The organism is Sphingobium sp. Cam5-1 (genome assembly GCF_015693305.1).
Classification (GTDB): Bacteria; Pseudomonadota; Alphaproteobacteria; order Sphingomonadales; family Sphingomonadaceae; genus Sphingobium.
The window spans coordinates 147,159-165,762 of sequence record NZ_CP065138.1 but is presented as its reverse complement, the minus strand read 5'-3'; the positions used below and the strand labels follow the sequence as shown (position 1 = coordinate 165,762).

The 18,604-nt window shown below is 62.4% G+C and carries 17 protein-coding genes; 10 read left to right on the top strand and 7 right to left on the bottom strand.

The features are described 5' to 3' along the window. Positions 1 to 2 precede the first annotated feature (2 nt). From IZV00_RS00865 to thiS, 3 genes are all read right to left on the bottom strand, one after another. The gene (locus IZV00_RS00865; protein WP_196225362.1) at positions 3 to 638 is read right to left on the bottom strand and encodes a CoA transferase subunit B; all 636 of its coding nucleotides are present in this window, start codon (positions 636 to 638) and stop codon (positions 3 to 5) included. Further along, the gene (locus tag IZV00_RS00860) at positions 638 to 1,348 is read right to left on the bottom strand and encodes a CoA transferase subunit A (RefSeq protein ID WP_196225361.1); all 711 of its coding nucleotides are present in this window, start codon (positions 1,346 to 1,348) and stop codon (positions 638 to 640) included. Before IZV00_RS00860 ends, IZV00_RS00865 begins: the two co-directional genes overlap by 1 nt. A gap of 117 nt (positions 1,349 to 1,465) precedes the next feature. After that, positions 1,466 to 2,467, bottom strand: coding sequence for a sulfur carrier protein ThiS (thiS, locus tag IZV00_RS00855; RefSeq protein WP_196225360.1), 1,002 nt, complete (start codon positions 2,465 to 2,467; stop codon positions 1,466 to 1,468). 122 nt (positions 2,468 to 2,589) lie between these two features. On the opposite strand from thiS, the gene aroQ reads away from it, so the two are divergent. From aroQ to polA, 6 genes are all read left to right on the top strand, one after another. Then, positions 2,590 to 3,030, top strand: a complete 441-nt coding sequence (gene aroQ, locus IZV00_RS00850; protein ID WP_196225359.1) for a type II 3-dehydroquinate dehydratase — start codon at positions 2,590 to 2,592, stop codon at positions 3,028 to 3,030. A 96-nt stretch (positions 3,031 to 3,126) separates the two neighbouring features. Beyond that, positions 3,127 to 3,615 carry an acetyl-CoA carboxylase biotin carboxyl carrier protein gene (gene accB / locus IZV00_RS00845; protein WP_196225358.1) on the top strand — a complete coding sequence of 163 codons (489 nt, stop codon included), beginning with the start codon at positions 3,127 to 3,129 and terminating at the stop codon, positions 3,613 to 3,615. Between the two features lie 9 nt (positions 3,616 to 3,624). Beyond that, positions 3,625 to 4,977 (top strand): acetyl-CoA carboxylase biotin carboxylase subunit, encoded by a 1,353-nt coding sequence (gene accC, locus IZV00_RS00840; protein WP_196225357.1) that lies wholly within the window; start codon positions 3,625 to 3,627, stop codon positions 4,975 to 4,977. Continuing rightward, positions 4,974 to 5,318 (top strand): arsenate reductase (glutaredoxin), encoded by a 345-nt coding sequence (arsC, locus tag IZV00_RS00835; RefSeq protein ID WP_196225356.1) that lies wholly within the window; start codon positions 4,974 to 4,976, stop codon positions 5,316 to 5,318. Before accC ends, arsC begins: the two co-directional genes overlap by 4 nt. A gap of 226 nt (positions 5,319 to 5,544) precedes the next feature. Beyond that, positions 5,545 to 6,123 carry a hypothetical protein gene (locus IZV00_RS00830; protein ID WP_196225355.1) on the top strand — a complete coding sequence of 193 codons (579 nt, stop codon included), beginning with the start codon at positions 5,545 to 5,547 and terminating at the stop codon, positions 6,121 to 6,123. A gap of 490 nt (positions 6,124 to 6,613) precedes the next feature. After that, complete coding sequence (gene polA, locus IZV00_RS00825) at positions 6,614 to 9,400, top strand: DNA polymerase I (protein WP_196225354.1); 2,787 nt, start codon at positions 6,614 to 6,616, stop codon at positions 9,398 to 9,400. Between the two features lie 116 nt (positions 9,401 to 9,516). Here polA and IZV00_RS00820 read toward each other — a convergent pair whose 3' ends face one another. From IZV00_RS00820 to IZV00_RS00810, 3 genes are all read right to left on the bottom strand, one after another. Further along, positions 9,517 to 10,974, bottom strand: a complete 1,458-nt coding sequence (locus tag IZV00_RS00820; protein WP_196225353.1) for a mannose-1-phosphate guanylyltransferase/mannose-6-phosphate isomerase — start codon at positions 10,972 to 10,974, stop codon at positions 9,517 to 9,519. A 96-nt stretch (positions 10,975 to 11,070) separates the two neighbouring features. Beyond that, complete coding sequence (locus IZV00_RS00815) at positions 11,071 to 11,352, bottom strand: TFIIB-type zinc ribbon-containing protein (protein ID WP_196226441.1); 282 nt, start codon at positions 11,350 to 11,352, stop codon at positions 11,071 to 11,073. 2 nt (positions 11,353 to 11,354) lie between these two features. Further along, positions 11,355 to 12,065 (bottom strand): Bax inhibitor-1/YccA family protein, encoded by a 711-nt coding sequence (locus IZV00_RS00810; RefSeq protein ID WP_196225352.1) that lies wholly within the window; start codon positions 12,063 to 12,065, stop codon positions 11,355 to 11,357. Between the two features lie 283 nt (positions 12,066 to 12,348). Between IZV00_RS00810 and cysS the strand changes: the two genes are divergently transcribed. The 4 genes from cysS (at position 12,349) to IZV00_RS00790 (ending at position 16,757) form a co-directional block, all read left to right on the top strand. Beyond that, positions 12,349 to 13,866 carry a cysteine--tRNA ligase gene (gene cysS, locus IZV00_RS00805; RefSeq protein WP_196226440.1) on the top strand — a complete coding sequence of 506 codons (1,518 nt, stop codon included), beginning with the start codon at positions 12,349 to 12,351 and terminating at the stop codon, positions 13,864 to 13,866. A 107-nt stretch (positions 13,867 to 13,973) separates the two neighbouring features. Further along, positions 13,974 to 14,330 carry a Rap1a/Tai family immunity protein gene (locus IZV00_RS00800; RefSeq protein ID WP_230463242.1) on the top strand — a complete coding sequence of 119 codons (357 nt, stop codon included), beginning with the start codon at positions 13,974 to 13,976 and terminating at the stop codon, positions 14,328 to 14,330. A gap of 155 nt (positions 14,331 to 14,485) precedes the next feature. Next, entirely contained in the window at positions 14,486 to 15,856 is a 1,371-nt protein-coding gene (locus tag IZV00_RS00795; protein WP_196225351.1) for a class II 3-deoxy-7-phosphoheptulonate synthase, read from the top strand. Between the two features lie 139 nt (positions 15,857 to 15,995). Next, a complete protein-coding gene (locus IZV00_RS00790) occupies positions 15,996 to 16,757 on the top strand; it encodes a ParA family protein (protein ID WP_196225350.1) in 762 nt (253 codons plus the stop codon). 117 nt (positions 16,758 to 16,874) lie between these two features. On the opposite strand, the gene IZV00_RS00785 is transcribed toward IZV00_RS00790, so the two are convergent. Next, positions 16,875 to 18,596 (bottom strand): fatty acyl-AMP ligase, encoded by a 1,722-nt coding sequence (locus tag IZV00_RS00785; RefSeq protein ID WP_196226438.1) that lies wholly within the window; start codon positions 18,594 to 18,596, stop codon positions 16,875 to 16,877. Between the last annotated feature and the right edge of the window lie 8 nt (positions 18,597 to 18,604).

Sequence of the window (18,604 nt, the reverse complement as noted above, 5' to 3'; positions counted from 1 at the left end):
CCTCAGCTCAGATAATGAGCCGTGGTCTTAGCGGCGACTTCCTCCGCCGTCACGCCCGGCGCGAGCTCAATGAGCTTGAACGGGCTGTCATGGTCTGCGCGCATGAACACGCAAAGGTCGGTGACAATCATATCGACAACATTCTTGCCGGTCAGCGGCAGGGTACAGGCCGGGATGAACTTGGGGCTGCCGTCCTTCGACGTATGTTCCATGACGACGATGATCTTCTTGACGCCCGCGACCAGATCCATCGCGCCGCCCATGCCCTTGATCATCTTGCCGGGGATCATCCAGTTGGCGATATCGCCATTTTCCGCGACTTCCATCGCGCCCAGCACGGTCAGATCGATATGTCCGCCCCGGATCATGGCGAAGCTGTCGGCGCTGGAGAAATAGGCACTGTTCGGCAGTTCGCTGATCGTCTGCTTGCCCGCATTGATCAGGTCCGCATCTTCCTCGCCCTCATAAGGAAAAGGCCCGATGCCCAACATGCCGTTTTCCGACTGCAGCGTCACTTCCACGCCAGCGGGAATATGGTTTGCCACCAGCGTCGGAATGCCGATGCCAAGATTGACGTAAAAGCCGTCCTTCAGTTCCTTGGCCGCCCGCGCAGCCATCTCGTCACGAGTCCAAGGCATTACGCGGTCTCCCTCTGGCGAACGGTGCGGAATTCGATCTTCTTGTCGTATGGCGCGCCGATGATCATGCGCTTCACATAGATGCCGGGCAGGTGAATCGCGTCGGGATCAAGGCTGCCGACCGGCACCACTTCCTCGACCTCCGCGACGCAGATCTTCGCTGCGGTCGCCATCGGCGCGTTGAAATTGCGAGCTGTCTTGCGGAAGATGAGATTGCCGCTCTCGTCGGCCTTCCAGCCCTTGATGATGGCGACGTCGGCAAAGATCCCGCGTTCCAGTATATAGTCCTGTCCGTCGAAATTCTTGACTTCCTTGCCTTCGGCAACCGCCGTGCCGACGCCTGTCTTGGTATAGAAGCCCGGAATGCCAGCGCCGCCCGCGCGGCATCGCTCCGCCAGCGTGCCCTGGGGGCAGAACTCCACCTCCAGCTCGCCCGCCAGATATTGCCGCTCAAACTCTTTGTTCTCGCCGACATAGGACGAGATCATCTTCTTGACCTGCCGGGTGCGCAGCAGCTTGCCGAGCCCCTCGCCATCAATTCCGGCGTTGTTGGAGGCGATGGTGAGGTCCTTGACCCCCGAATCACGGATCGCGTCGATCAGACGCTCGGGAATTCCGCAAAGTCCAAACCCGCCTGCACAAAGATGCATGCCATCGAAGAGAAGGCCCTCCAACGCAGACGCAGCATCGGGGTATAGCTTCTTGACCATCGCTTTTCCTCCTCCTGAATGCGTTTCGCCCATAGGAGGAAGCGGGCAGCCGGTCAATTTGCTGCAATGGCGAAAGTAGCGCTCCAGTGTTCCTGCGAAGGCAGGAACACAAAGCTCTCAAATCAATCCGGCAAGCGGACTGGACGGATCGGCATACATACGCTTCCCCATCCGCCCGGCGCGATAGGCCATGCGCCCGGCTTCCACCCCGGCCTTCATAGCCGCCGCCATCAGCACCGGGTCTTTCGCCTCCGCGATAGCCGTGTTCATCAGCACCCCAGTGCAACCCAACTCCATCGCCTCTGCCGCTTCCGACGCCGTGCCGACACCCGCATCCACCAGCACCGGTAGCTTCGTGCCCTCCACGATCAGCCGGATCGTGACCCGGTTCTGGATACCCAGCCCCGACCCGATCGGCGCGCCCAACGGCATGATCGCCACCGCACCCGCATCCTCCAGCCGCTTGGCCGCGATCGGATCGTCAACGCAATAAACCATCGGCTTGAAGCCTTCCTTGGCCAGCACCTCGGTCGCGCGCAAAGTCTCCACCATGTCGGGATACAGCGTCCGCGCCTCCCCCAGCACCTCCAGCTTGACGAGGTCCCAGCCGCCCGCCTCCCGCGCCAGCCGCAGCGTGCGGATCGCCTCTTCGCCGGTAAAGCAGCCCGCCGTGTTGGGCAAATACGTGATCTTCTTCGGATCAATGAAGTCGGTCAGCATCGGCGCCTTGGGGTCCGACACATTGACGCGCCGCACCGCCACGGTGACGATCTCCGCCCCAGACGCCGCAACCGCCGCCGCATTCTGCTCAAAATTCTTGTACTTGCCCGTGCCGACGATCAGCCGCGACCGGAAAGTCTTGCCCGCGACCGTCCAGCTGTCCTCGTCCACCGCCGACACATCGCCGCCGCCAACAAAATGCACGATCTCCAGATCGTCGCCATCCTCGACGCACACCTGCGCCAGGGTCGATCGCGGCACGACCTCCAGGTTGCGCTCCACCGCGACCTTCTCCGGCACGAAGCCGAGTTCGCTCGCCAGTTCCGCCAGCGTCATGCCCGCGCGCACGCGGCGATGCTCGCCATTGATGGAGATCGATACTGTTCCGTCAACGTGCAATGCTCTGTCCTGTCTCTCACGAAAGAACGTGTCTCGACTTGGCGGGACACGAAAGGCTAAGGATCTTGGGCAGCATATAGGGGCCACGACGTCCCTGCCGCAACATGCTAAGGGGGAATGCCATGGCCGACGCGCGGAAAATCTTTGTGTTGAACGGCCCCAACCTTAACATGCTGGGCACGCGGGAGCCGGAAATCTACGGCTATGACACGTTGGATGACATTGCCGAGCGGATGGAAGATGCCGCCACCCGCGCCCATGTCGAAATCGATTTCCGCCAATCCAATCATGAAGGCCATCTGATCGACTGGCTTCAGGAAGCGCATGAAGAAGGCGCGCACGCCGTCATCCTCAATCCTGGCGGCCTCACCCACACCTCCATCGCGCTGCACGACGCGATCAAGGGCATCAGCGTGCCCGTCATAGAGGTGCACCTGTCCAACCCGCACACGCGCGAGTCCTTCCGCCACAAAAGCTATGTGGGCATGGCGGCGAAGGGCACGATCGCGGGCTTTGGCGCCATGTCGTACATGCTGGCGCTGGAAGCCGCGCTGGAACTTTAAGCCGCCATCTGTTTTGGCGCTCAAAAGTTGCGCTTTGCCCCAAATGCGCATAGGCGCGGGCATCGCATAAGAGATTTTACGGTCCAGGGACTTCAAATGAACGATAAGGCTGAAAAGGGCGCAATGCAGGTCGACGTGCAGTTGGTGCGGGATCTCGCCGCCCTGCTCGACGACACCAACCTGACGGAAATCGAGGTTGAGGACGGCGATCGCAAGATCCGCGTCGCTCGCAAGGCCGCCAACGCCGCCGCCGTCGCCTATGCGCCCGCTCCTGTGGCAGCCCCGGTCGCTGCCGCGCCGGTGGCCGCGCCCGCAGCAGCCCCTGCCGAAGCCTCCGCGCCCGCAGCCGCCGCCAACGCCGTTCGATCGCCGATCGTTGGCACCGCCTATCTCGCCGCCGAACCCGGCGCGCCCGCTTTCGCCCCGGTCGGCTCGACCGTGAAGGCTGGCGACACCGTGCTGATCGTGGAAGCGATGAAGGTCATGAACGCCATCACCGCGCCCAACGCGGGCACGGTCAAGGCCGTGCTGGTCGATAATGGACAGCCGGTCGAATATGACCAGCCGCTGATCGTCATCGAATAAGGCGCGCCCATGGCCATCGAAAAGCTGCTGATCGCGAACCGGGGCGAAATCGCGCTCCGCATCCACCGCGCCTGCCATGAAATGGGCATCAAGACGGTGGCGGTCCACTCCACCGCCGACGCCGATGCCATGCATGTGCGCCTTGCCGACGAAGCGATCTGCATCGGGCCGCCCGCGGCCAAGGACAGCTATCTGAACGTCGCCGCGATCATCTCCGCCGCCGAAATCTCCGGCGCTGATGCCATCCATCCCGGCTATGGCTTCCTGTCGGAAAACGCCCAGTTCGCGGAGATTGTGGAAGCGCATGGATTGGCCTTCGTCGGCCCCAAGCCCGAACATATCCGCATCATGGGCGACAAGGTAGAAGCGAAGCGCACCGCAGGCGCGCTCGGTCTGCCGCTCGTCCCCGGTTCCGACGGCGCGCTTTCCAGCGTCGAGGAAGCCAAGGAAGTGGCGGCGAAGATCGGCTATCCGGTCCTCATCAAGGCGGCATCAGGCGGCGGCGGACGTGGCATGAAGGTGGTGCCGTCCGAAGACCTGCTCGAAACCTCGATGAAGCAAGCGGGCAGCGAAGCCAAAGCGGCCTTCGGCGACGACACCGTCTATATGGAAAAATATCTGGGTAACCCCCGGCATATCGAATTTCAGGTGTTCGGCGACGGCAATGGCAACGCGATCCATCTAGGCGAGCGCGACTGCTCGCTCCAGCGCCGCCACCAGAAGGTGCTGGAAGAAGCCCCCTCCCCCGTCCTCTCCGCCGCAGAACGCGACCGGATGGGCGAGGTCGTGCGCAAGGCAATGGCCGACATGGGCTATCGCGGCGCGGGCACGATCGAATTCCTGTGGGAAGACGGCGAATTCTACTTCATCGAGATGAACACCCGGCTTCAGGTGGAGCATCCGGTGACGGAGATGATCACCGGCCTCGACCTCGTCCGCGAACAGATCCGCGTCGCCGAAGGCAAGCCGCTCTCCGTCGAGCAAGCGGACATTGAATTCCACGGCCACGCCATCGAATGCCGCATCAATGCCGAAGACCCGCGCACCTTCGCGCCGTCACCGGGCACCGTCACCAGCTATCATGTGCCGGGCGGCATGCACGTCCGCGTCGATAGCGGCCTGTATCAAGGCTACCGCGTGCCGCCCTATTACGACAGCATGATCGGCAAGCTGATCGTCTACGGCCGCACCCGCGAAGGCTGCATCATGCGCCTCAAGCGCGCGCTGGAGGAATATGTGATCGAGGGCATGAAGACCACGATCCCGCTCCACCAGAAGCTGCTGACCGACCCCGACTTCCTCAACGGCGATTACACCATCAAGTGGCTGGAAGAGTGGCTGGCAAAGGACGAGGCCCAGTGAAGGCCACCATCTGGCACAACCCCCGCTGCTCCAAATCGCGGGCCGCGCTCGCCATTCTTGAGGGTACGCCGGGGGTTGAGGTCGAGGTCGTCGAATACCTGAAAACCCCACCCAGTCGCGCCGAGATCGAAACGGTGCTGGCCAAGGCAGGCGTCCGTCCTTCAGAAGCCGTCCGCAAGGGCGAAGCCGTGGTGAAGGAAATCGGCCTCGACGTGACCGGTGACAAGGCCGTCCTCGACGCCATGGCGCAACACCCGATCCTGATCGAACGCGCCATCGTCATCACCGACAAGGGCGCAGTTATTGCACGCCCGCCGGAGCGGGTGAGCGAAGTTCTTTAACCGCCGCCCGTCCTCCCCTCCCGCAAGCGGGAGGGGCCGGGGGTGGGCCAGCGCAACGCCTGTTTAGTATCGACCGGCGCAGAAGCTCGCCCCGTTCATCCGAACCGCGTCCTCTCCCTTGCGGGAGGCGATGTGGGTACCGGCAGGCTGAACGCAGTTTGGCTTCTAAAGACTGACTATTCTCGGACTTCTTTACCGATCCCGTCGCATCTGACATTTGGAGGCAATGGACATTCGGCATTTTAAGCGGGCTGAAGAACATCGCAGCGCCTGCAAGGAGAAATCCACCGCACTTACTGAGGCTTCGGATTTCAGTATCGCAGCTAGCCGATGGTCAGAGTTTCTAGTCGAGCATCAAAGATGGTTTGTCCGGATGCAGCAGGCGCTGGAGCGTGGTCCCTCTGCGGCTTGGTTTGGCCTGCTTAAGGGGAGCCGTAAGTCAAATCCCTTGTTCCAATATCTCCATCAAGCCCGCCATGCGGATGAGCATGGGCTGGAACGCATTGCCGATGCACAGCCGGGCAGTATTGGGATTGGAGTTGGTGGCGGATCCATCCACATTGAACGACTGGTGATTGAAAACGGCATCATCACTCAATTAGCGGGCTCACAGGACGGGGGGCCACTAAAGATCCGCTTCACAGAAGCGCACCTCAAGCTGAACCAAGTAGAAAATCGTGGAATTACCTACGATCCTCCAATCTGCGCTATGCATGGCGAACCATATTCCGCCATTCGTGCTGCCAAAGAGTGCCTTGACGCCATGGCGATCGCCTCAGACGAGGCGCAGAAGTTCTTCAATTAAACGAACGAAAGCACATCATGGGGTCAGCGAGTGGCAGGAGAGCCTTAGCGCGGCCCGGGCTTTTACAATCCAACGACGACCGTGTTCCCGCAATGCGTCGCGTGAATATAGGATGATCCTCCTAGCCTTCCACGGACACCTCACTCCAAATCACCCGTGACCCAATCACCACATCCCCAACAAAAACCATCCTATTTCTCCAACACAGCGCGATCTCACCCTGTCCTATTCCGCATCGGCGCGCTTATCCTCGATCCATCTTTGAAACGTCCGGCACATGCACCCTCGCGCACACGCGCGCTCAGGCTCGCGCGCGCATATGGTGTGAACTTCGGCGGAAAACCGCCATTTCTCGCCACTCCGTTCGCCAGTCCGCAAAAGCAGCTCCTATTTTCATCTGCCCCTTCGGACAGCGTGCCCAATCATGGGGACCGCCATCTCAGCCAACCCCACTGGAGCCACCCAGCATTACCCGCTATCCCCTGCGCCCATGGCCCAGAATCATCTCTACCTCGTCGACGGCAGCGGCTACATCTTCCGCGCCTACCACCAGCTTCCGCCACTCACCAACAAGCATGGCCAGCCGGTCGGCGCGGTCTATGGCTACACCACGATGCTGTGGAAGCTGGCCGAGGAATTGGGCAAGGCGGAAGGTCCGACCCATCTCGCGGTCGTGCTGGACAAGGGGTCTCACACCTTCCGCAACGACATGTACGACCAGTATAAGGCGAACCGCCCGCCCGCGCCGGAAGACCTCGTCCCGCAATTCCCGATGATCCGCGACGCGACCCGCGCCTTCTCGCTCCCCTGCATTGAGGAAGCCGGGTTCGAAGCTGACGACATTATCGCCAGCTATACCAAGGCCGCCGTTGCGGCTGGCTGGCACGTCACCATCGTCAGCTCCGACAAGGACCTCATGCAGCTCATCCAGCCCGGCGTCGACATGTACGACACGATGAAGAATGAGCGGCGCGGCGCGGACTATGTGATGACGAAGTTCGGCGTCCAGCCGGAGCAACTGGGCGACGTCCTCGCGCTGATGGGCGACAGCGTGGATAACGTCCCCGGCATCCCCGGCATTGGCCCCAAGACCGCAGCCAAGCTGATCAGCGAATATGGCAGCCTGGAAGCCGCGCTCGACGCCGCGCCTTCGATGAAGAAGTCGAAGATGCAGGAAAACCTCATCGCCCATGCCGACATGGCACGCCTGTCGCGCAGGCTGGTGGCGCTGCACGACGGCATGGACCTGCCCGAACCGCTGGAAGAGCTCACGCTAAAGGGCATTCCGCCCGAACCGCTCCAGACCTTCCTGGAGCATCACGGCTTCAAGTCACTGCTCACCCGCCTCGGAGCGCCCGCCGCCGCCGTTGCGGTCGCGACCGCCGCACTCGCCGTCACGGAAAGCACGCCCCCATCCGCCCCGGTCCTCGAAGAAGAGCCGCCGATAGACCGCAGCCTCTATGAAACAGTGGTGACGGAAGACGCGCTCGACCGCTGGATCGCCGCCGCCCATGCCGAGGGTTTCGTCGCCGTCGATACCGAAACGGACATGCTCGACTGCGTATCCTGCGCGCTCGTCGGGGTGAGCCTGGCCGTGGGGCCAAACGCGGCCTGCTACATTCCTGTCGGTCATGGCGGAAAGGATATGTTCGCGGAGAAGCCCGAACAGCTTGCCAAGGACCTCGTCCTTGCAAAGCTCAAGCCGCTACTCGAAGACGACAGCGTCCTCAAGATCGGTCAGAACCTCAAATATGACCTGACCGTGATGCGCCGCCACGGCATCGAAATCGCGCCCTATGACGACACCATCGTCATGAGCTTCGACCTCGACGCCGGACAGAGCCTGGCAGGCCACGGCATGGACGAAGCGGCCAAGGTCCACCTTGATCACACATGCATCAGCTTCAAGGATGTCTGCGGCACTGGCAGGAACCAGATCAGCTTCGCCGAAGTCCCGCTCGACAAGGCGACCGAATATGCCGCCGAGGACGCGGACGTCACGCTGCGCCTCTGGAAAATCTACAAAAACCGCATCGCCAACGAAGGCGCGACCCGCGTCTACGAACTGGTGGACCGCCCGCTCGTCTCGGTCATCGCGAAGATGGAGCATGAAGGCATCAAGGTCGACCGCGAAGCCCTCTCCCGCCTCTCCGCCGAATTCACCGCCGAAATCGCCAAGCTGGAGGGCGAGATACACGCCATCGCGGGGCAACCCTTCGCGATCGGATCGACCCAGCAGCTAGGCGCAATCTTGTTCGACAAGATGGGCTACAAGGGCGGCAAGAAGGGCAAGTCGGGCGCTTACTCCACCGACGTCACCATCCTGGAGCAGCTAAAGGCCCAGGGCGCCGAGATAGCGGGCAAGGTCCTGGACTGGCGGCAGCTGTCCAAGCTCAAGTCCACCTATACCGACGCGCTCCAGACCCAGATCAACAAGGATTCCAGCCGCGTCCACACCAGCTATTCGCTGTCGGGTGCGCAGACCGGCCGCCTGTCCTCCACCGATCCCAATCTCCAGAATATCCCCATCCGCACCGAGGTCGGCCGCCAGATCCGTCACGCCTTCGTCGCCGAACCGGGCAATGTCATTCTGGCGGCGGACTACAGCCAGATCGAGTTGCGCCTCGCCGCCCATATCGCCGACGTGCCAGCACTGCGCGAAGCCTTCCTCGCGGGCGAAGACATTCACGCCGCCACCGCCCAGCAGCTGTTCGGCGACGTCAACCGCGACACCCGCGGGCGGGCCAAGACGATCAACTTCGCCATCCTCTACGGCATTTCCCGCTGGGGCCTCGCCGGGCGGCTCGAAATCAGCGCCGACGAAGCGCAGGACATGATCAGCCGCTATTATGAGCGCTTCCCCGGGATCAGCCTCTACATCACCGAAACGCTCGAAAAGGCGCGCGCACGGGGCTACACCGAAACGCTCTTCGGCCGCAAAACCTGGTTCCCGCGGATCAAGGCACCTGTCCAGCACGAACGCCAGGGCGCCGAACGCGCCGCCATCAATGCCCCGATCCAGGGCACCAGCGCCGACATCATCAAACGCGCCATGGCCCGCATGGGACCTGCGCTGGCGGCGCAAGGGCTGCACAATGTGAAGATGCTGCTCCAGGTCCATGACGAACTGGTCTTCGAACTGCCCGAAGCGGACGTGGAACAGGCAAGCACCGTCATCCGCCAAGTCATGGAAACAGCCGCTGAGCCAATCGTAAAGCTCAGCGTGCCGTTAGGCGTGGAAATCGGTCACGGCCCAAGCTGGGGAGCGGCACACTGAAGATTTCACCTCGACCGACATCCGTCATCCCAGCGAAAGCTGGGATCTCAAGCGATCGGGCACGGCATAGCCTCATGCGATCCCAGCTTCCGCTGGGATGACAGTCTGGGTCCGCATCAATTCCGCGCGTACCGGTCCTCATATCGCACGATGTCATCCTCGCCCACATAGGAGCCCGTTTGCACCTCGATAAACACCATCGGAATCCGCCCCGGATTCTCGATCCGGTGCACCGCGCCCACCGGCACATAGACGGACTGGTTTTCCGAGAGCAGCTGCACTTCCTCACCCACCGTGACCTTGGCCGTCCCCTCGACGACGATCCAATGTTCCGAGCGGTGGAAATGGCTTTGCAGGCTAAGCGACGCGCCGGGCAGCACAGTGATGCGCTTCACCTGAAAGCGCGACCCTACGACCAGGCTCTCATACCAGCCCCAAGGCCGGTGATCCTTCGGGAAAGCCTCCGCCTGCGGCGCGCCCTTGCGCTGCAACGCTTCAACGACCAGCTTCACATCCTGCGTGCGCGACTTGTCCGCGATCAGCACCGCATCGTTCATCGCTACCGCAACGATATTATCAAGACCAAGACCGACCAACTCCAATCCCTCGCTCTCCGATCGCAGCAATGTGTCGCGGCAATCCAGCGCCGTCGCCGCGCCCGACAGAGCGACGCCATTTTCATCCGGCTGCGAATGGCTCCACACCGCATCCCAACCACCCAGATCCGACCATTCCGCGTCGAACGGCACCGCGGACAGATTGTCCGCCCGCTCCATGATCGCATAGTCGATGGCGACGCTTTCCGCCTGCGCCCATGGCTCCGCCGCCAGCCGCAGGAAGCCCAGATCGCTTTCCGCCTGCTCAACGGCTCCCCGCACGGCAGCAAGGATGCCCGGCGCATGCTGCTCGAACGCCGCGATCAGATCCCTGGCCGCGAACAGGAAGATGCCCGCATTCCACAGATAGTCGCCGGTCGCCAGCATCTCTTCCGCTCGCGCCGCATTGGGCTTTTCAACGAAGCTGGCGAGCTTGATCGGCGCGCCCGATCCATCCGGCTTGCTCTGCGCCTGAAGATAGCCATAGCCCGTCTCCGGCCGCGTGGGCTTGATCCCGAAGGTGACGAGGTCGCCCGCCTGCGCCGCGTTCACGCCCTTGCCCACGGCCGCATGAAACGCCGCCACATCGGGCACGACATGGTCCGAAGGCGCGACCAGCATGACCGCATCAGGCTTGCGCGCAACCAGATGCAGCGCGGCCGCCAATATGGCCGGGGCGGTATTGCGTCCTTCCGGCTCGATCAGGATAGCCTGAGGGTCGATATTCTCTTTCGCCAGCTGCTCGGCAATGATGAAGCGGAACAGCGAGTTGGTAAGAACCAGCGGCCGGTCGAAGGAGAACAGCTCGGTCTGGCCGGACAGTCGCCGTGCGACCGACTGGAACAATGTCGTCTCACCCAGCAACGGCACGAACTGCTTGGGGTAGGATTTGCGCGACAGCGGCCAGAGCCGCGTCCCCGATCCCCCGGCGAGGATGACGGGAGTGACCTCCAGATGAGGGGCATTGCTGATCGACATGAAATCCTGGCCGCGAAATGGAACTTTAGCCGAAGCTCTAAAGGATCAGTCGCCGGAGGCAAGCGCTTCAAAAAAAAGGACGGCGCAATGGCCGTCCTAATCGAACAATTCTTCCAGAAAGCTCTTCTTGCGCTTCTTCTGATAATAGCGGCTATCATCGCGATAGTCGCGGTCCGGCCTGTAGTGCGCTTGTTGAGGCTGCGGCGTGGGGGCGGCCGTGCCGGATCGCTCGATGATCTTGTCGAGTTCACCCCGGTCCAGCCACACTCCCCGGCACTGCGGGCAATAATCGATCTCGACCCCCTGCCGGTCTGTCATGGAAAGGCCCACATGACAGACCGGGCAGAGCATGGCCGACACGGCTTCTGGCGTACGCATCATTATTCCCGTTCGCCCGTCAGGCTCAGCAGCATCTGGAACAGGTTGACGAAGTTCAGGTACAGCGACAGCGCGCCCATCACCTGCATCTTCTGCGCAACCTCATGGCCGGCATAGGCGAAATATTCCGACTTGATCCGCTGCACGTCCCAGGCGGTCAGGCCGGTGAAGACCACGACGCCGATGATCGAAATCACCATCTGCATGGCCGACGAGCCGATAAAGATGTTGATCAGGCTCGCGACCAGGATGCCGATCAGGCCCATGATCAGGAACGAACCCATTTTCGACAGGTCACGCCCGGTGGTATAGCCCCACAGCGCCATCGCAAGGAACATCACCGCCGCCGAGAAGAAGGCCTGCGCGATGCTCGCCCCGGTGAAGACCAGGAAGATGCTGGCCAGCGACACGCCCATGACCGCGGAAAAGGCCCAGAACGCCATGCGGGCGCCAGCCGTCGTCATCTTTTCGATGCGGAAGCTGAAGAAGAACACGAACGCCAGCGGCGCGAAGATCGCCACCCATTTGAGCGGCGTGTTGAAGATCGCAGCGGCCAGCGCCGGCGTATTGCCGATAAAGGCGGCGACCAGGCCAGTGATGACCAGGCCGATACCCATGTTGCGGAAGACGCCCAGCATGTGACTGCGCAGCCCGGCGTCATGTTGCGCCGCCTGCGTCGTCCCATAATTTGGTGTACGAACGGGATTGTTCACGGCGTTAAAACTCCATCCTTCAAAACAAGCATTGTATGGATCGAGTGGCCCGGCGCGGTCTTCGTAGGGCTTGAGGGGGGAAAAGCCCACGAACCTGCACCGAGCGCACTCGATGCGGTCCGACATCACGATTGGATCAACGCCAACCGCCAGAGGGGCCCGGCCCGCACAAGCAATATTGGGGGTCGAACGCGTAAAGACAAGGGATCGGCCCGCCCGCAACAATTTTTTACAAATCACGCGATAGTTGATTCCTGCCGGGAAGCGCCCCATGGCTCTGCGCATGAGCGACCAGTTCACCTCCGCCGAGCAGCATGCCGACGCCCCGTTGCGCCTGTTCAACAGCCTGACCCGCACCGTCGAACCCTTCGCCCCGATCGACCCGGGCCATGCCCGCGTCTACAGCTGCGGCCCGACTGTCTACAACTATGCCCATCTCGGCAATCTGCGCGCCTATGTCTTCACTGACACCTTGCGCCGCACCCTGCTGTGGAAGGGCCTCACCGTCACCCACATCATCAACATCACCGACGTCGGGCACCTGACCAGCGATGCCGACGCCGGAGACGACAAGATGGAGGCCGCCGCCCGCGCCCAGGCCAAAAGCATCTGGGACATAGCGGCGCATTACACCGACGCGTTCAAGCAGAATATCGCCGATCTCAATATCATGCCGCCCAGCGAATGGACCGTCGCCACCGACTATGTCCCGCAGATGATCGAGTTTGCGAAGAAGATCGCGCCCGATCATTGCTACGAGCTGGAAAGCGGCCTTTATTTCGACAGCAGCACCGTGCCCGATTATGGCGCGCTGGCGGGCGGGCGGGATGACGCCGCCCATGCCCGCATCGATCCGGTCGCGGGTAAGCGCAATCCGTCCGACTTCGCCATCTGGCGCAAATCCCCGCCGGGCGAACAGCGCCAGATGGAGTGGGACAGCCCGTGGGGGAAGGGCGCGCCGGGATGGCACCTTGAATGTTCGGTGATGAGCGAAGCGCGCCTTGGTCATCCGTTCGACATTCACACAGGCGGCATCGACCATCGGGAAATCCACCATCCCAACGAGATCGCGCAGAATCAGGCTTATTGCGGCTGCACCGATGCGCAGCCCGGCTTCACCGGCGCGCGCTGGTGGATGCACAATAATTTCCTCGTTGATCGCCAGGGCAAGATGAGCAAGTCGAAGGGCGGCTTTACGACGCTTTTCTCGCTGATCGATGCGGGCGTGCATCCGCTCGCATACCGATTGCTGTGTCTGGGTGCCCATTATCGCAGCGAATTGGAGTTCAGCGCGGAGAGCGTCGGCGCGGCCCTCACTCGCCTCAAGCGCCTGATCATGGCCGTGGAGGGGCTGAAAAGCCGGGCCGAAGGCGTAACCTGGCAGTCACCCCGGCTCGATTACCTTCGCGCCAACCTTCACCCCAAGCTCGCGCCGCTGCTCGAACAGTTCGACGCCGCGATCAGCGACGACCTGATGACCCCGCGCGCGTTGCCGCTGCTCGAAGAGGCGATTGCCATCAAGAAGGTGCCGGTCGATGAGAAGCTGTGCCTGATCGCAGCGTTCGATCAGGCGTTGGGGCTCAGCCTTCTTCAGCTGAGCCGCGCGGACCTTCGCATCATGCCCAAGGACGCGCAGATCACGCCCGATGAGGTGGAGGCGGAACTCGACCGCCGCCAGAAAGCCCGTGCGGAGAAGGATTTCGCCCTCTCCGACCAGATCAGGGATGCGCTCATCGAACGGGGCGTCGATGTCATGGACGGTGACCCGCTGCGCTGGGAGTGGCAGCCAAGCTTAGGGTAAATGCCTTATTTGCCATAATGTTACGGGTTCGCAATAATGCGCCAGGCCGTGCTGCGCGCGCGCCTGTCCGGCTGGACAGGTCCATGCGGGAAGCGCACCATCGGCGCATGAAATGGCACATTCTGACGGCGCTGCTCCTGTTCGGGAGCCCGGTGGCCACTCCGCCTGCCGCCGCCCAGCACTTCATGTTCGAAACCGGCACCACGCTGCGCGCAAAGTGCCGCAACAAGGCGCCGGAATATGCGCTGGCCTGCACCGCGTACATCGTCGGCGCGGTGGACGGCATCAAGAAGGACGTGTTCATTGGTCGCGCCCAGCCTAATTGCTGGCCTGACCGGATGCAGGCGGAAGAAGTGCGGCGCATCGTCATCGCCTATCTTGAACGCTATCCCGACCAGCGCAACGCCCCGGCCTCGGTCATCGTCAGCATCGCGCTGAACGAGCATTATCCTTGCAAGAAGTGAAACGGCGGAAGTTGGTTCGCGCAGCACGTGGCCAATCCGCTGCACCTGAAACCCGCCTTCTCCGCGCCGCATCCCTGATGGGGATGGTATAAACTTGCTTTGATTCCTACATGGGCGTAGGGGCGGCCACTATTTTTAGCTTTGGGAGAATGGACGTGACGGCGAAGTGGACGCCGGAAAGCTGGCGCGAGCATAAGGGCATTCAGATGCCCGTCTATCGTGATGCACAGGCGCTTGCCGCCGTGGAGACGCAGCTCAGCCAGTTTCCCCCGCTCGTCTTTGCCGGCGAAGCGCGCAGCCTGAAGGCCGAACTCGCCAAGGTCACGACCGGCGAGGCGTTTCTGCTACAAGGCGGCGATTGCGCCGAAAGCTTCGCGGAATTCCATCCGAACAATATCCGCGACACGTTCCGCGTGCTGCTGCAAATGGCCGTGGTGCTGACATTTGCGTCCAAGCTGCCAATCGTGAAGGTCGGCCGCATGGCGGGTCAGTTCGCCAAGCCGCGCTCGGCCGATACGGAAACGATCGGCGGCGTCGAACTGCCCAGCTATCGTGGCGACAATGTCAACGACATCGCCTTCACGCCGGAATCGCGCGAGCCCGATGCCCAGCGCATGATCCGCGCCTACAACCAGTCGGCAGCGACGCTCAACCTGCTGCGCGCCTTCTCGACTGGCGGCTATGCCAGCTTGGATCGCGTGCATGGCTGGATGCTCGATTTCATGGGCCGCAGCCCGCTCGCGGCAAAGTTCGACGCCGTCGCTGATCAGATCGGCGCGGCGCTCGACTTCATGCGCGCTTGCGGCCTGTCGCCCGAAACCGTGCCGCAGCTTGGCGGAACCAGCTTCTACACCAGCCATGAGGCGCTGCTGCTCCCCTATGAGCAGGCGCTGACCCGTCAGGATTCGCTGACCGGCGACTGGTACGACACATCCGCACACATGCTCTGGATCGGGGACCGCACGCGGTTTGAAGGGTCTGCGCATGTCGAATATCTGCGCGGCATCGGCAATCCGATCGGCATGAAGTGCGGCCCGAGCCTCGAGCCCGACGCGCTGATCCGCCTGCTCGACATCCTGAACCCCTCGCGCGAGGCTGGCCGTATTACGCTCATCACACGCTATGGTCATGACAAGATCGAAGCGGGCCTGCCCAAGCTGGTCCGGGCTGTGCTGAAGGAAGGCCATCCCGTCGTCTGGTCCTGCGACCCGATGCACGGCAACGTCATCAAGGCAGCCAATGGCTACAAGACGCGGCCCTTCGACCGCATCCTCGCTGAAGTGCGCGGCTTCTTTGCCGTGCACCGCGCGGAAGGCAGCTTCGGTGGCGGCATCCATGCCGAAATGACCGGGCAGAATGTGACGGAATGCACCGGCGGCGCCATCGCCATCACCGACGAGGGCCTGGCCGACCGCTACCACACGCATTGCGACCCGCGCCTCAACGCAGCGCAGAGCCTGGAACTCGCCTTCCTGCTCGCGGAAATGCTGAACGAGGAATTGAAGGAACGTCGCGCAGCGGCCTGATCCTTCAGGTTGGAAAGATAAAATCCCGCCGGTCATCCCCGGCGGGATTTTTCATGAGGTCCGCGCATCTGTCACGACAGCGTCATTAACATATGATTGTCCGCTTGCTTTGGCGGGGCAAAGCCGTAGCTTTCGCCCCATGGCAAAGGAACCGGCATTGGCGACCATCGCCGTCTACAGCCTCAAGGGCGGGGTGGGCAAAACCACCTTCGCGATCAATCTCGCATGGGCATCCGCCACTATTTCACGGCGGCGCACCCTGCTGTGGGATCTCGACCCGCAGGCTGCGTCCAGCTGGCTCATCTCCACCGACCGACAGAGCCGCGACGCCGCACAAGCGATCTTCAGCAAGGATGTAGAGGTTCGCAAGCTCATCCAGCCTTCGACGGTGCCCGGCCTCGACCTTATCGCCGCCGACACGTCGCTGCGCAGTCTCGACCATCTCTTCCGCGAACTGGACAAGAAAAAGCGGCTCGCCAAGCTGATCGACAGCCTGGGCAAGGATTATGACCGCATCATCCTCGACTGCCCGCCCGGTCTCACCGAAACCAGCGAACAGGTGCTGCGCGCTGCCGACATGATCGTCATCCCAGTCATCCCCTCGCCGCTGTCGCAACGGGCGATGGGCGAGGTGGCGCGCTATCTGGTCCAGCGCGGCGGATCGCATGCCCCCATCATGCCCGTCTATTCCATGGTTGACCGCCGCCGCGCCCTGCATCGCAAGGCGATCGACGAACAGCCCGGCTGGCCCGCCATCCCGATGGCCAGCATGGTCGAACAGATGACGGTGCACAGGAAGCCGCTCGGCGCCTTCGCGGCGTCTTCACCCCCGGCACAGGCTTTCGCGAGCCTGTGGACCACGATCGAGCGGCAGGTGTTGAAAGATCAGAAGAGCGGGTAAAAACCACCCCCAACCCGTTCGGGCTGAGCTTGTCGAAGCCCTCTACTTCTCTTCCTGAAAGGAGAGCCCTTCGACAGGCTCAGGGCGAACGGGATAAAACTATTCCAATAGAACCAATCAAGCCGCGATGTCGTAAGGCCTGATCTCACCCGTCAGATACAGGTTCCGCGCCTTGGACCGGCTCAATTTGCCCGAACTCGTCCGCGGCAGCGTCCTCGGCGGCACCAGCTCCACGACGCAGTTCATGCCGGTGATCGCCCGCACCCGCTCGCGAATCTGGTCGCGCAGCCGCGTGCGCTCGTCATTGTCGGACGTGCGGCAATGCACGAGCACGGCGGGCGCTTCCTCACCGCCCGGCGTTGTAATCGCGAAGGCGGCGATGTCGCCCTGCTTGAAGCCGGGCAGCTGCTCCACCGCCCATTCGATATCCTGCGGCCAGTGGTTCTTACCGTTGATGATGATCATGTCCTTGGCGCGGCCGACAATGTAGAGATAGCCATCGCTCAGATAGCCCATGTCGCCGGTGTCCAGCCAACCGTCAGCCATGCAGGCGTCGGTCGCTTCCTGATCGCGGAAATATCCGACCATCAGCGACGGGCCGGTCGTCCACACCTTGCCGATCTGCCGCTCGCCCAGCGGTGCGCCATCTTCGTCACGGATTTCCACGATCATGTCGCGCGCGGGCTTGCCGCAGTTCACGATCGAACGAAAACGCTGCGGCCGTCCCTCGGTCGCGTCGCCGCCCGACAGGTCGGTTTCCTCGACCAGCTCGACGATGATGCCCTCGCCCGGCGGCATGATGGTGACGGCCAGCGTCGCTTCGGCCAAGCCATAGCTCGGCAGAAACGCCTTCGGGCTGAACCCTGCATCAGCGAACGCATCGACAAAGCTCTGCATCACGTCGGGGCGGATCATGTCCGCGCCATTGCCCGCGAGCCGCCAGCGCGACAGGTCGAACCGGTCCTGCGCCTTGGTCTGGCTCGACATGCGCCGCGCGCAAATGTCGTAGCCGAAGGTCGGCGAATAACTGATCGAGGTGCCTTCATTGCGGCTGATAAGGTCCAGCCATGCCAGCGGGCGGCGGGCGAAATCCTCGGTCTTCATATAATCGGTCGACACCTGGTTCGCGACGACGGACAGAAAACAGCCGACCAGCCCCATGTCATGATACCAGGGCAGCCAGCTGATGCAGCGATCGCTCTCCTGAACCTGCATGCCATGGCTGTGCGCGGCGAGGTTGCTCAGCAGCGCATGGTGCGTCACCGCGACGCCGTGGGGGAAGCGGGTCGATCCGCTGGAATATTGCAGATAGGCGATCTCCTCGCCCTTCGCTTGCGGCAGGTCGCAGGGTACGGCTTCGCGCGCGATGAAATCCTCGAATGCGATGCTCTCAACATTCTTCTGCCGCCCGGACTCGCCCGCCATCTCCTCCAGTTCCTTGGGGAAGAGGAACAGCATCGGATCGCAGCTGTCGAGCTGGACGTTGAGCTGGTCGATATAGCTTTCCTTGCCGCCAAAGCTGGTCGGCAGTGGCAGCGGCACCGGCCAGGCGCCGGCATAGATGATGCCGAAGAACAGCTGCGCGAAATCCGCACCAGTTTCCGCGACCAGGGCCACGCGATCCTGCGGCTTCACGCCATGCGCGATCAGGCGGTGGGCGCATGCAATGGCATCGGCGCGCAGTTCGGCAAAGGGATAGGGTCGCGCCAGATTGCCACGCGCATCATGGAAATTCAGCCCGCGCTGCCCCTGCGCCGCATAGTCGAGCGCCTCGCCCAGCGTCCCGAAATCCGAGAAGCGCCGGGGAAGGGCGTCATTGGTCGGCGTCGGTGCCATCATGCTTTGCG

What these genes read in the sequence shown, in the direction of transcription:
- IZV00_RS00820 (WP_196225353.1), bottom strand. Translation starts at nt 10,974, where the DNA reads ATGTCGATCAGCAATGCCCCTCATCTGGAGGTCACTCCCGTCATCCTC.
- cysS (WP_196226440.1), top strand. Translation starts at nt 12,349, where the DNA reads ATGAGCGACCAGTTCACCTCCGCCGAGCAGCATGCCGACGCCCCGTTG.
- IZV00_RS00800 (WP_230463242.1), top strand. Translation starts at nt 13,974, where the DNA reads ATGAAATGGCACATTCTGACGGCGCTGCTCCTGTTCGGGAGCCCGGTG.
- IZV00_RS00790 (WP_196225350.1), top strand. Translation starts at nt 15,996, where the DNA reads ATGGCAAAGGAACCGGCATTGGCGACCATCGCCGTCTACAGCCTCAAG.
- accB (WP_196225358.1), top strand. Translation starts at nt 3,127, where the DNA reads ATGAACGATAAGGCTGAAAAGGGCGCAATGCAGGTCGACGTGCAGTTG.
- IZV00_RS00815 (WP_196226441.1), bottom strand. Translation starts at nt 11,352, where the DNA reads ATGCGTACGCCAGAAGCCGTGTCGGCCATGCTCTGCCCGGTCTGTCAT.
- IZV00_RS00865 (WP_196225362.1), bottom strand. Translation starts at nt 638, where the DNA reads ATGCCTTGGACTCGTGACGAGATGGCTGCGCGGGCGGCCAAGGAACTG.
- IZV00_RS00830 (WP_196225355.1), top strand. Translation starts at nt 5,545, where the DNA reads ATGGACATTCGGCATTTTAAGCGGGCTGAAGAACATCGCAGCGCCTGC.
- IZV00_RS00860 (WP_196225361.1), bottom strand. Translation starts at nt 1,348, where the DNA reads ATGGTCAAGAAGCTATACCCCGATGCTGCGTCTGCGTTGGAGGGCCTT.
- IZV00_RS00785 (WP_196226438.1), bottom strand. Translation starts at nt 18,596, where the DNA reads ATGATGGCACCGACGCCGACCAATGACGCCCTTCCCCGGCGCTTCTCG.
- aroQ (WP_196225359.1), top strand. Translation starts at nt 2,590, where the DNA reads ATGGCCGACGCGCGGAAAATCTTTGTGTTGAACGGCCCCAACCTTAAC.
- polA (WP_196225354.1), top strand. Translation starts at nt 6,614, where the DNA reads ATGGCCCAGAATCATCTCTACCTCGTCGACGGCAGCGGCTACATCTTC.
- accC (WP_196225357.1), top strand. Translation starts at nt 3,625, where the DNA reads ATGGCCATCGAAAAGCTGCTGATCGCGAACCGGGGCGAAATCGCGCTC.